The sequence below is a fragment of the Pseudomonas rhizoryzae genome (genome assembly GCF_005250615.1).
GTDB classification, from domain to species: Bacteria; Pseudomonadota; Gammaproteobacteria; order Pseudomonadales; family Pseudomonadaceae; genus Chryseomonas; species Chryseomonas rhizoryzae.
Window position 1 is genome coordinate 18,446 of record NZ_SULM01000024.1, and the last position, 12,150, is coordinate 30,595.

Sequence of the window (12,150 nt, forward strand, 5' to 3'; positions counted from 1 at the left end):
TCCGCCATGCCCTCTTCTACCCGCCCCGGTTTCGTCTCCGTCCGCGGTGCCCGCGAGCACAACCTGAAGAACGTCGACGTGGACATTCCCCGCGACGCCCTGGTGGTGTTCACCGGGGTGTCCGGCTCGGGCAAGTCGTCGCTGGCCTTCGGCACCCTCTATGCCGAGGCCCAGCGCCGCTACTTCGAATCGGTGGCGCCCTATGCGCGGCGGCTGATCGACCAGGTGGGAGTGCCCCAGGTGGAGGCCATCGAAGGCCTGCCGCCAGCGGTGGCCCTGCAGCAGCAGCGCGGCCAACCGAGCAGTCGTTCGTCCATGGGCAGCGTGACCGGCCTCTCCAGCCTGGTGCGGATGCTCTATTCCCGCGCCGGCCGTTATCCGGCCGACCAGCCGATGCTCTATGCCGAGGACTTCTCGCCCAATACTCCCCAAGGCGCCTGCCCCCAGTGCCACGGCCTGGGCCGGGTCTACGAGGTGACGGAAGCCTCCATGGTGCCGGACCCCTCGCTGACCATCCGCCAGCGTGCCATCGCCGCCTGGCCCACCGCCTGGGGCGGGCAGAACCTGAGGGACATCCTGGTGACCCTGGGCTATGACGTCGACGTCCCCTGGCGCGACCTGCCGCAAGAGCAGCGCGACTGGATTCTCTTCACCGAGGAGCAGCCCACGGTGCCGGTCTATGCCGGCCTCACCCCCGAGCAGACCCGCGCCGCGCTCAAGCGCAAGGCCGAGCCCAGCTACCAGGGCACCTACACCGGCGCTCGGCGCCATGTGCTGCACACCTTCGCCAATTCCCAGAGCGCTAAGATGAAGCAGCGCGCGGCGCGCTTCATGATCGGCCAGACCTGCCCGCTGTGCCACGGCAAGCGGCTGACCCGCGCGGCGCTCTCGGTGACCTTCGCCGGGCTGGACATCGGCGAGCTGTCGCGGCTGCCGCTGGATGACCTGAGCGTGCTGTTGCGCCGGGTGGCCGCCGGCGATTTCGACGAGGCGAAAGATGCCCGCGTGCTGGACGCCAAAACCGGCCAGCAGGACCGCGCTCGCCGCAAGGCCGCTGGTGGCAGCGACCATGCCGGCGCGCCGGACGTGCGCCGCACGCCCGATCTTTCGCCGGAGAAGCGCCTGGCCGCCCAGCGCATGGCCACCGAATTGCTGGAGCGCTTGCAGACCCTTACCCGCCTGGGCCTCGGCTACCTGGCGCTAGAGCGCAGCACCACCACCCTCTCTTCCGGCGAATTGCAGCGCCTGCGCCTGGCCACTCAACTGGTGTCCCAGTTGTTCGGCGTGGTCTATGTGCTGGACGAGCCCTCCGCCGGTCTGCATCCGGCCGATGGCGAATCCCTCCTAGAAGCCCTCGACGGCCTCAAGGCCCAGGGCAACTCGCTGTTCGTGGTGGAGCACGACCTGGCCACCATGCAGCGGGCCGACTGGCTGGTGGACGTCGGCCCCGCAGCCGGCGAAGGCGGTGGCCGGGTGCTCTACAGCGGTCCGCCTGCAGGTCTTGCCGAGGTCAAGGAATCGGTGACGGCGCGCTATCTGTTCGCCGCGCCGCAGCGCGAGACCCGGCCACCCCGCGAACCCCAGGGCTGGCTGCGCTTGGCCGGGGTCAGCCGCAATAACCTGCAGGGGCTGGATGCCGCCTTTCCGCTGGGCTGCCTGACCGCGGTGACCGGCGTGTCCGGCTCGGGCAAGTCCAGCCTGGTCAGCCAGGCGCTGTTGGAACTGGTGGGCGCCGAGCTGGGCCAGCGCGCTGCCGAAGATGGCGACGAAGGGGTGGAGCTGGATGCCGATGCCCTGCCCGCCACCACCGGCCAGGTGGTCGGTGGCCTCGGCGGCATTCGTCGCCTGGTGCCGGTGGACCAGAAACCCATCGGCCGTACCCCACGCTCCAACCTCGCCACCTATACCGGGCTGTTCGACGGGGTGCGCAAGCTGTTCGCCGCCACCCCGGAAGCCCAGGAACGCGGCTTCGACGCCGGACGCTTTTCCTTCAACGTCGCCAAGGGCCGCTGCCCGACTTGCGAAGGCGAAGGCTTCGTCAGCGTCGAGCTACTGTTCATGCCCAGCGTCTACGCCGCCTGCCCCACCTGCCAGGGCGCGCGCTACAACCCCGAGACCCTGGAGGTACGCTGGCAGGGCAAGACCATCGCCGAGGTGCTGGGCCTGACGGTGGACGAGGCCCTGGCCTTCTTCGCCGAGGAAGCCGCGGTGGCGCGGGCGCTGCGGGTGCTGGCCGACATCGGCCTGGGCTACCTGCGGCTCGGCCAACCGGCCACCGAACTCTCCGGTGGCGAGGCCCAGCGCATCAAGCTGGCCACCGAACTGCAACGCACCAGCCGTGGCACCACCCTCTATGTGCTGGACGAACCCACCACCGGCCTGCACCCGGCCGACGTGGAACGGCTGATGCGCCAGCTGCACGGCCTGGTCGAGGAAGGCAATACCGTGGTGCTGGTGGAGCACAACCTGCAGGTGGTGGCCGGCAGCGACTGGCTGATCGACATCGGCCCCGGTGCCGGCGCGGCGGGCGGCCGCATCGTCGCCTGCGGCACGCCCCGCGCGGTAGCGGACGATCCCGCCAGCCCCACGGCGCCCTATCTGCGGCCGCTGTTCGACTAGTCTGCCAGCGGTGCGACGCTGCGCCGACAGGCCGCCAGCACCAGCAGGGAAGCCACCGCCGCCAGGGCGCCGAATTGGAAGGTGGCAGCGGAGCCGAGGAAGTGCCAGAGCGCGCCGGCAATGCTGCTGGCGAGCAACAGGGCGATGCCGCTGACCAGGTTGAACAGGCCGAAGGCGGTGCCGCGCAACTCGGCCGGGGCGGTCTTGGCGACCATGGCGGCGAGCAAGCCCTGGGTCATGCCCATGTGCAGGCCCCAAAGCACGACACCCAGGGCCAAGCCGATCCAGCCGCCGCTGAACGCCAGTACCAGATCGGCCAGGATCAGCAGCACCAGGCCCCAGGCCAGCAGCGCGCGATGGCTAACCCGGTCGGACAGCGCCCCCAGCGGATAGGCCGACAGCGAGAACACCAGGTGCATGCCCACCATCACCAACGGTACCAGCGCCAGGGGCACCCCCACCTGCTCGGCCTTGAGCACCAGGAAGGCTTCGCTGAAGCGCGCCAGGGTGAAGACGCCACCGAGCAGGGCCACTTGCCAGAAGGCCGCCGGCAGCTTGCGCAGCTGGCTGCGGGTGAGCGGATTGGTGCGTGCCTTGACGATGGCTGCCTTGGGCTCGTCCAAGCCGAAATACAACAGGGCCACCGCGATGAAGGCCGGGATCACCGCCACCCAGAACACCGCGCGGAAATCGTTGGCCCAGAGCAGCATTAACCCCACCGCCAGCAGCGGCCCGAGAAAGGCACCGAGGGTATCCAGCGATTGGCGCAGGCCATAGGCGGCGCCACGGATCTCCGGTGGCGTCACGTCGGCCACCAGGGCATCGCGCGGGGCGCCGCGAATGCCCTTACCGATGCGATCCAGGAAGCGCGCACCGAACACCAGCCCGGCGCCACTGGCCAGGGCGAACAGCGGCTTGCTCAGGGCGCCCAGGCCATAGCCCAGCACCGCCAGGCCCTTGCGCCGGCCCAGGTAGTCGCTGAGCACCCCGGAAAAGATCTTGGTGATGAGCGCGGTCGCCTCGGCCACCCCTTCGAGGATACCGATATAGAGCACGCTCAGGCCCAGGCCGGTGGCGAGGAACAGCGGCAACAGGCTGTGGATCATCTCCGAAGAGATGTCCATGAACAGGCTGACCCCACCTAGAATCCAGACCCCGCGGGGTATCCGTCGCCAGCTCGCCGTCATCGCCACTCGGCTCCCTCCTGTCTTCTGCCTGGTAGTAGGCAAACCGGTCGAAACTAGCATCACGACTCAAGACAGCTCTACCGACGCGACATCCCTGGTTACACTGGTGGCCACGTCCACCGCTGAGACAATCTCATGAAAACCCTGCTGGTCATCGGCATCGGCGCCGGCGATCCCGACTACCTCACCCTCCAGGCCATCGCCGCCCTCAATCGCGCCAGTACCTTCTTCCTGTTCGACAAGGGCACGGAAAAGGACAGCCTGATCCATCTGCGCGAAACCATCTGCGCCCGCCACATCCAGGGGGACTATCGCTTCGTCACCGCGCCTATCCCCGAGCGCCGCCGCGAGGGCGACTACCGCCAGGCGGTGGACGACCTCAATGCCGCCAAGCAGGCGCTGATGGTAGAGATGATCGAGCAGGAGCTGGCGGACGACGAATGCGGCGCCTTCCTGGTCTGGGGCGATCCGGCGCTGTACGACAGCACCCTGCGCATCCTGGCGGCGATCAAGCGCGAGGGCCGGCTGGACTTCGACTACGAGGTGATCCCCGGCATCTCCAGCGTCCAGGCCCTGGCCGCGCGCCATCGGGTGCCGCTCAATCGCATCGGCCAGGCCCTGGAGATCACTCCCGGCCGACGCCTGCAGCGCTTCCCCGAGCATCTGGACAGCCTGGTGGTGATGCTCGATTCACACGAGGCCTATCGCCACCTGGACGATCCGCAGCTGTACATCTACTGGGGCGCCTATGTGGGCACGGCGGACGAGATCCTCATCGCCGGACGCCTGGTGGAAGTGGCCGAGGAGATCCACCGGGTGCGCAGCGCCGCCCGCGAAGAGCACGGCTGGATCATGGATACCTATCTGCTCTGTCGGGGGCCGGCGGACGCCTGAGCTCTACTTCGTCAGCCGCCGATCCAGATGGATGGTCTGCCAAGGCAAGGCCGTTTCCCGCTCGACCACCTGGAAGCCCTGGGCGGTCCAGAAGGTTTCGGCGCCGGGCAGGAAGGGATGGGTGTGCAAATAAAGGCGCTGCACCGCCTCGCGTTCGGCCTGCACCAGCAATTCGTGGAACAGCCGCCGCGCCAGGCCTTGGCGGCGGCAATGCGGCGCCACGAACAGCCGGACCACCTCCATCACCCGTTCCCCTGGATAGGCCAGCTGCGCAAAGCGCCGGTCATAAGGGCGGTAGGCGATGCTGCCCACGGGGTCGCCAGCGGCATCACGAGCGATCAGCAGATAGCCACGGCCGACTCCATAGTGGTCGGCGAAGCCGGTCAGATCCGTCGGGACGCGCGAGGGATCGAGCCGACCGGCGAACAGCCCGCGCGCGCTCGCCAGCAGAAAAGCTGTTACCCCTTCATTGGCTGAGGTCACCCGCTCCAGGGTAATGGCTGGTGCTTCGCTCAAGCTCATCGTTCCTTTTCTATCAATGGGCGCGACCTTTTGGCGCAGGTCAGAGCCCTTCCGGTCACGCAGGGCTGTACGTCGTCCGGGACGATGATACAGTCCGCAGCCATGAAAACCCTCCGTTCCCCGCGCACCTCGCTCGCCTGGATGCTGCTCGCCTGCATCCTGTTGAACGGACTCGTCTGCGCCCTGGGGCACGGCCAGATGCTCGCCCGCTTCACGCTGCCGCTGCCTCCCGCCGCCAGCGCGGCGCACGCTCATCACCATCACGACGCGCAGCCCCTGCACGCCCAGGCGGACATGGCCGGCATGCACGCCAACCTACCGGCCGGCAGCGCGACGACCCTCTCCCCCACCGGCGATTGCGTCTTCGCCGCCACGCTATTGCTGGCCACCCTGATCTTCGTCGTCCTGCAATGGCTGCTGCGCCCCGGCGATCCCCATCGCCGTCGCTACCACGGCGCCCTGCCGCCACCGCCGCGCGCGAGTCGCTCCACCCTCCATCCCCAGGCCCCCTGACACCCCGGTCGCGGAAAGCTGCTGTCCTCTTTTTCCGTAATCCTGCGCGCGGTCAGCCTTCGGCCGCGTGTCGCTCCGTGGTGAACGCTATGACTTCGCACCCCTCCGCTCCGGCCGCCCAGGCGCCGGGGCCACTGCTGCAGCTGCTGGCGCGGTTGCATTTCCTGATCGGCCTGTGTGTCGGCCCCTTCCTGCTGGTGGCCGCCGCCAGCGGCCTGCTCTATGCCCTCACACCGCAACTCGAGGCGCACCTCTATGCCGAGGCGCTGCATACCTCCAGCCGCGGCAAGCCCCTGCCCCTGGCCGAACAGATCCACATCGCCCAGGCCGCGGTAGGCCCCGCCCTGACCCTGGGCGCGGTCCGCCCGGCGCCTGCCGAGGGCGACACCACCCGGGTGATGTTCAATGATCCATCCCTGGGCGAATCGACCCATCGAGCGCTGTTCATCGACCCGGTCACCGGCGCTATCCGCGGTGATATGGCGGTCTATGGCACCAGCGGCATCCTGCCACTACGTACCGAGATCGATCAGTTCCATCGCAGCCTGTTGCTGGGCGCTGTCGGTCGTCTCTACAGCGAACTGGCCGCTTCCTGGCTGTGGATCGCCGCGCTCGGTGGGTTGACGCTCTGGCTGGTACGCCGCCACCAGCGCCGTCCGGCTCGAGGACTGCGCGGCCTGCACGCCAGCACCGGGCTCTGGCTGCTGGGCGGGTTCTTGTTCCTCTCCGCTACCGGCCTGACCTGGTCGAACTATGCCGGCGCCAACATCGGCCTGCTGCGCGCCCACTACGGCTGGTCCACCCCCAGCGTGAAAACCGCCCTGGGCAATGCTGCCATGCCAGCCATGACCCATGACGAACACGCCGGCCATCATGACCATGGCGCCCTGCCCGCCACACCGGCCGCGCCCCTGGATCTGGCTACCTTCGACCGGGTACTGGCGACCGCGCGGGCAGCCGGTATCGCTGCCGGAAAAGTGGAGATCCGCCCGGCCCGCAGCGCCGACAAGGCCTGGACGGTGACCGAGATCGACCGCCGCTGGCCCACTCAGGTGGATGCCGTAGCCATCGATCCCAAGGATCTGCGGGTGGTCGACCAGGTGCATTTCGCCCAATACTCGCTGCCGGCCAAGCTGACCCGCTGGGGCATCGACGCCCACATGGGCGTGCTCTTCGGCCTGCCCAATCAACTGGTGCTGGCGGCCATCGCCCTGGGCCTGCTGGTGATGACGGTCTGGGGCTACCTGCTCTGGTGGCGCCGCCGCCCCACCCGCAATCCGGCGCAACCTGGCCTGATCGCTCTTTGGCGTCAGCTGCCACTGCCGTCGCGCGTGCTGGTACCCCTGGTGGCCCTGCTGCTGGGCCTGTGCCTGCCGGTGCTGGGCGGTAGTCTGCTGTTGCTCTTGGTGGTGGACGCCTTGCTCGGCCTGCGCCGACCGGTACTAAACGCGCAGGCCGGACCAGCCTGACCCGGTCAGCTGCGCCAAGCTGCCCTCTCCCTGTGGGAGAGGGCTAGGATGAGGATAGGCGCGTTGCATGTTGGGCTTCGCTAACGCTCAACCCAACCTACCGAAAATCCTCCCCACTCCGGCTTGCCCCTCTCACTCTGGGAGAGGGTTGGGGTGAGGGTGGCTCAGGCTCGGCCGTAGGTGTTGGGCTTCACGGCGCTCTGCCCAGCCCACGGTGATTCCTGCCTGCTCCAGACCAACCCCCTCTCCCTCCAGGAGAGGGCCGGGGTGAGGGTGCTCCCGCTGCTCTCAACAGCGCGAGAACCTCATTCCAGACCACCCATCGGCCCAGCCTCCCTCAAGCTGACGAGAATTGTCCTTGCACCTATAGTTATCGCGATCTCCATCAACCCAAGGAGCTAGCCATGCCCCGTCTGCTACACGTGATAGGTTCGCCCCGCCAGGACCGTTCCGCGTCTCTGGAAGTCGCCAACGCCTTCATCCAGGCCTGGCAACGGAAGCATCCGGACAGCGAGGTCGATACCCTCGACGTCTGGCATTGCGACCTGCCGGAATTCGACGGTCCCGTGCTGGATGCCAAGTACGCCGGCATCCAAGGCCAGTCGCTGAGTCCCGCACAGGAGCAGGCCTGGAGCCAGATCAAGCAGCTGGCGCAACGCTTCCATGCCGCCGATGTATTGCTGTTCGGCGTGCCCTGCTGGAATTTCGGCATTCCCTACAAGCTCAAGCAGCTGTTCGACGTGGTCAGCCAGAAGGACCTGCTGTTCACCTTCGACGACCGCGGCCTCAACGGCCTGCTCGGCGGCCGCCAGGCGCTGGTGATCGCCGCACGCGGCGCCGCCCTGGATCGCCAGGAGCATCAGGAATCCTATCTGCGTACCTGGTGCGAGATGGTCGGCATCGACCGGATGCACACCGTGGTACTGGAAAAGACCCTGTTCGGTCCCGAGGTCGACCAAGCCTCGCGCGACCAGGCCAGCCAAGAGGTCGTGGCGCTGGTGGACAGGCTCTGATCCCTACCCTGTAGATTGCGTTGAACGCGACGAAGCCCAACACCCATGGCAGAACCGGAGCCACCCTCACCCCAGCCCTCTCCCAAAGGGAGAGGGGGCAGTCGGAGCAAGCAGGAACTTACGTAGGTTGGGTTGAGCGCAGCGAAGCCCAACACCCACGGCAGAACCGGAGCCACCCTCACCCCAGCCCTCTCCCACAGGGAGAGGGGGCAGTCGGAGCAAGCAGGAACTCGCGTAGGTTGGGTTGAGCGCAGCGAAGCCCAACACCCACGGCAGAACCGGAGCCACCCTCACCCCAGCCCTCTCCCAGAGGGAGCGGTCGGGAGCGAGCAGGAACTCGCGTAGGTTGGGTTGAGCGCAGCGAAGCCCAACATCCCAAAACACGCCCCCTCAGCGATGCCGGGTGGTCGAACTCAGCTTGTATCTATCGCCCGGATGCAGCAGCCGGACGTAACTCACCAGATGCTCGTCCGACCAGGTACGGCGGATCATCGACAGGCAGGCGGCGCCCTCGGCGATGCCCAGCCAGCAGGCGGTATCGGCCGTTGCCAGCACCGCCTCGACGATGTGCTCGACGTCGCTGATCGGGCAACTGGCTACCAGCACCTCGTTGGGCGTCTGGCGACTGAAGTCGCTCTGCAGGTAATGCGGCACCCAGCGCGGATTGACGTAGCGATCCTCCAGCTGGATAGCCACACCGTCCTCGAAATGCACCAGGATGCTATGGAACACCTCGGCACCCAGGCGCAGCCCCAGGCGCAAGGCCACCTCGTCATCGGCAGCCACCGCCTCGCAACGCAGCACCCGGTTGCTGTAGGCCCGCCCGCGGGCACGCACTTCGGCGGCGATATTCATCACCTCGTGCAGCGAGGATTCCGCCTTGCGCTCGATGACGAAGGTGCCGAGCCCCGCCTGGCGCGTCAGATAGCCCTGCTGCACCAGGTGGGTGATGGCCTTGTTGGCGGTCATGCGGCTGACGGCGAAATCCCGCGCCAGCTGTTCCTCGGTGGGAATCTGGTGATGCACCGGATAGACACCGTTCTGGATGCGCTCGAGCAGGAAGGCTTCGATCACCTTGTAGCGTGGGGGTGTCGTGCTGCTCACGCGAACTCCAGGGGCAGGAAAGGAAGCCGCGAATGATAACGCGCGGCCCGACGGCGTGCCTGCCGGGCCGACCATGGTGCGATCAGAGACTCGGCAACAGTTTCGCCGGCACCAAGTCGTTCAGGCAACCACCCGCCAGCAGAGCCACGGCGCGCTCGATGTCCGGGGCGAAGAAGCGGTCCTCCTGGTAATAGGGCACCTCGGCGCGCAACAGACCGCGCGCCCGCTCCAGCGCCGGGCTGGTCTTGAGCCCGGTGCGGAAGTCCAGGCCCTGGCAGGCCCCCAGCCATTCGATGGCGAGGATGCCGCGCACATTGTCGGCCATGGCCCAGAGGCGCTTGCCGGCGTTGGGTGCCATGGACACGTGATCTTCCTGGTTGGCCGAGGTGGGCAGGCTGTCGACGCTGGCCGGATGGGCCAGGGCCTTGTTGTCGCTGGCCAGGGCGGCGGCGGTGACCTGGGCGATCATGAAGCCGGAGTTGACCCCGCCGTTCTCCACCAGGAAGGGCGGCAGCTGGGACATGTGCCGGTCCATCATCAGCGAGATGCGCCGCTCGGACAGCGCACCGATCTCGGCCAGGGCCAAGGCCAGGTTGTCGGCGGCCATGGCCACCGGCTCGGCGTGGAAGTTGCCGCCGGAGATCACCTCGAATTCCTCGGCGAACACCAGCGGGTTATCGGAGACAGCATTGGACTCCACCTCCAGCACCTCGGCGGCCTGGCGCAGCTGGGTCAGGCAGGCGCCCATCACCTGTGGCTGGCAGCGCAGCGAGTAAGGATCCTGCACCTTGTCGCAATCGCGGTGGGACTGAGCGATCTCGCTGGTCTCGGTGAGCAGTGCACGGTAGGCCGCCGCGGCATCTATCTGGCCGCGCTGCCCGCGGGCGGCATGGATGCGCGCATCGAAAGGCGCCCGCGAGCCGAGCATGGCTTCCACGCTCAGACCACCGCAGACGGTGGCGGCGGCATAGAGATCCTCGGCCTCGAACAGGCCGCGCAAGGCATAGGCGGTGGAGACCTGGGTGCCGTTGAGCAGCGCCAGGCCTTCCTTGGCCGCCAGGGTCAGGGGTTCCAGCCCGGCGATCGCCAGGGCCTCGCTGGCCGGCAGCCACTGGCCACGATGGCGCGCCTTGCCCTCGCCCAGCAGGACCAGGGACAGATGGGCCAGGGGCGCGAGATCCCCCGAGGCACCTACCGAACCCTTGAGCGGAATGTGCGGATAGACCTCGGCGTTGATCAGCGCCACCAGGGCGTCGATCACCTGGCGGCGGATACCGGAGAAGCCGCGGGCCAGGCTGTTGACCTTGAGCCAGAGGATCAGCCGCACCAGGGCGTCGTCCAGCGGCTCACCGATACCGGCGGCGTGGGACAGCACCAGGGAGCGCTGCAGCTTCTCCAGGTCATGGGGCGCGATACGGGTCGAGGCCAGCAGGCCGAAACCGGTGTTGATGCCATAGGCGGTGCGGCCCTCGGCGAGGATGCGCTCGACGCAACCGACGCTGGCATCGATGGCTGCCGCAGCATCCTCGGCCAGGACCAGGGTGACGGGTTGGCGATGGATCTCGCGCAGGTGGGCCAGGGTCAGGTGGCCGGGTTGCAGGGTCAGGGTGTTCATGGGTGGACTCCAGTGTCGATCATGGGCAGCGTCAGCCCCTGCTCCCGGGCGCAATCGATGGCGATTTCCTAGCCGGCGGCGGCGTGACGCAGCACCCGGTGGCCGGATCGTTGTACAGCACTCCACGCATTCCTAGCGGCTCGGCGCAGAAGGACTACTCCGACCAAACGGCCTCCATCCGTACCGCCGGCGAAGCGGTGGGGGTCTGCCGGCCATCGGGCAGGATAACGTTGCGCCAGAGCTGGAGCGTTGCGATTACCGCGGGCATGACAAGCTGCCTCGCTAATGTATATACATTTATCGAGATAAGGCCGTCAGGTCAAGTACCGGGATTTGAAAGCGTTACGCCGAAAGATCGGATAATCCCGAAAAAGGTATATACATTAGGAAGGAAGGGAGCACATCACAGGCAAAAAAAAGCGCGACCGCCAGTGGGATGCCGGTCGCGCTGCCCTCCCCCGTGGCTAGGGCAGCGGTACGAGTTGGTCCAGATCCAGCGCGGCGATGCTGGGCAGGCAGAGGTCGGCGACCGGCGCCAGGGTTTCGCGCCGCCCGGTGCCACTGAGCACCCCGACCCGCAATCCAGCGCCGCCCGCGATGGCCATGGCCATGTCGTGCAGGTTGTCGCCCACTACGGCGATTTGCGTGGGCGGGATGGCCAGCGCCTTGGCGAAACCCAGCAGCATGCCCGCTTCGGGTTTCCAGCCGTAACCGCTGTCATAACCCGCCACGTAGCTGACCAGTTCCTCCACGCCGAAGGTTCGCAGCATCAGCCGAATGGCCGCCTCGCTGTCGCTGCTGGCAATACCGATGGCCAGGCCCCGCTCCTTGAGGCGCTCGAAGAAATCGCGCAGGTCGGTGACCGGTACCGCTGCGCTGGCGACTCCCTGAAACAGGGTATCCAGCGCTTGGATGAGGGCCTCCAGCTCGAAGGGACTACCGGCGGCGATCCAGGCTTCGGCAATTTCCCGGGTATTGCCGGCCGCGAACAGGCTGTCGGCCTGGGTGAGCCCACTGTCGGCATCCATCCCACCCAACTCCAGCAGCCGCTCCTCCAACGTCGCATCTCCCGCGGCGGCGATCTTGGCCGCCCGGCGATTGGTCGGGCCCCAGGATTGGTGGTAGTCGATCAAGGTCCCGTCCTTGTCGAACAGGATGGCTCTGATGGGCGTGGTCGTTTTCATCGGATCAGTTTCACGTCTTTGGCGCCGGCA

Annotated in this window: 10 protein-coding genes and 1 pseudogene; 5 read left to right on the forward strand and 6 right to left on the reverse strand. The window is 67.4% G+C overall.

What is annotated here, in order from left to right; genetic code table 11:
- Positions 1-6: 6 nt before the first annotated feature.
- Positions 7-2,619 (forward strand): excinuclease ABC subunit UvrA, encoded by a 2,613-nt coding sequence (locus FAZ11_RS23905; RefSeq protein WP_058774239.1) that lies wholly within the window; start codon positions 7-9, stop codon positions 2,617-2,619.
- Here the strand turns inward: FAZ11_RS23905 and FAZ11_RS23910 are convergent.
- On the reverse strand, positions 2,616-3,806 hold the full coding sequence (locus FAZ11_RS23910; RefSeq protein WP_058774238.1) for an MFS transporter: 1,191 nt from the start codon (positions 3,804-3,806) through the stop codon (positions 2,616-2,618). The genes FAZ11_RS23905 and FAZ11_RS23910 overlap by 4 nt on opposite strands.
- A gap of 135 nt (positions 3,807-3,941) precedes the next feature.
- Between FAZ11_RS23910 and cobF the strand changes: the two genes are divergently transcribed.
- Positions 3,942-4,700 carry a precorrin-6A synthase (deacetylating) gene (gene cobF, locus FAZ11_RS23915; RefSeq protein ID WP_058769204.1) on the forward strand — a complete coding sequence of 253 codons (759 nt, stop codon included), beginning with the start codon at positions 3,942-3,944 and terminating at the stop codon, positions 4,698-4,700.
- Between the two features lie 3 nt (positions 4,701-4,703).
- Here the strand turns inward: cobF and FAZ11_RS23920 are convergent, their stop codons facing one another.
- A complete protein-coding gene (locus FAZ11_RS23920; RefSeq protein WP_240043651.1) occupies positions 4,704-5,216 on the reverse strand; it encodes a GNAT family N-acetyltransferase in 513 nt (170 codons plus the stop codon).
- A 108-nt stretch (positions 5,217-5,324) separates the two neighbouring features.
- On the opposite strand from FAZ11_RS23920, the gene FAZ11_RS23925 reads away from it, so the two are divergent.
- The 3 genes from FAZ11_RS23925 to FAZ11_RS23935 all read left to right on the forward strand — a co-directional run bounded on the left by FAZ11_RS23925 (position 5,325) and on the right by FAZ11_RS23935 (position 8,217).
- A complete protein-coding gene (locus FAZ11_RS23925) occupies positions 5,325-5,735 on the forward strand; it encodes a hypothetical protein (protein WP_058764761.1) in 411 nt (136 codons plus the stop codon).
- 89 nt (positions 5,736-5,824) lie between these two features.
- Positions 5,825-7,204, forward strand: a complete 1,380-nt coding sequence (locus FAZ11_RS23930; RefSeq protein ID WP_058769206.1) for a PepSY-associated TM helix domain-containing protein — start codon at positions 5,825-5,827, stop codon at positions 7,202-7,204.
- A 404-nt stretch (positions 7,205-7,608) separates the two neighbouring features.
- Positions 7,609-8,217 carry an FMN-dependent NADH-azoreductase gene (locus tag FAZ11_RS23935; protein ID WP_058774236.1) on the forward strand — a complete coding sequence of 203 codons (609 nt, stop codon included), beginning with the start codon at positions 7,609-7,611 and terminating at the stop codon, positions 8,215-8,217.
- Between the two features lie 390 nt (positions 8,218-8,607).
- Here the strand turns inward: FAZ11_RS23935 and hutC are convergent, their stop codons facing one another.
- The 4 genes and pseudogenes from hutC to FAZ11_RS23950 form a co-directional block, all read right to left on the reverse strand.
- Positions 8,608-9,321, reverse strand: coding sequence for a histidine utilization repressor (hutC, locus tag FAZ11_RS23940; RefSeq protein ID WP_058764766.1), 714 nt, complete (start codon positions 9,319-9,321; stop codon positions 8,608-8,610).
- An 82-nt stretch (positions 9,322-9,403) separates the two neighbouring features.
- Entirely contained in the window at positions 9,404-10,936 is a 1,533-nt protein-coding gene (gene hutH, locus FAZ11_RS23945) for a histidine ammonia-lyase (protein ID WP_058764769.1), read from the reverse strand.
- Positions 10,933-11,057 (reverse strand): annotated as a pseudogene (locus FAZ11_RS25655) (hypothetical protein); the annotation flags it as partial. The gene hutH and the pseudogene FAZ11_RS25655, both read right to left, overlap by 4 nt.
- A gap of 343 nt (positions 11,058-11,400) precedes the next feature.
- The coding region (locus tag FAZ11_RS23950) for an HAD family hydrolase (protein ID WP_206664318.1) at positions 11,401-12,150 on the reverse strand (750 nt) is incomplete at its 5' end.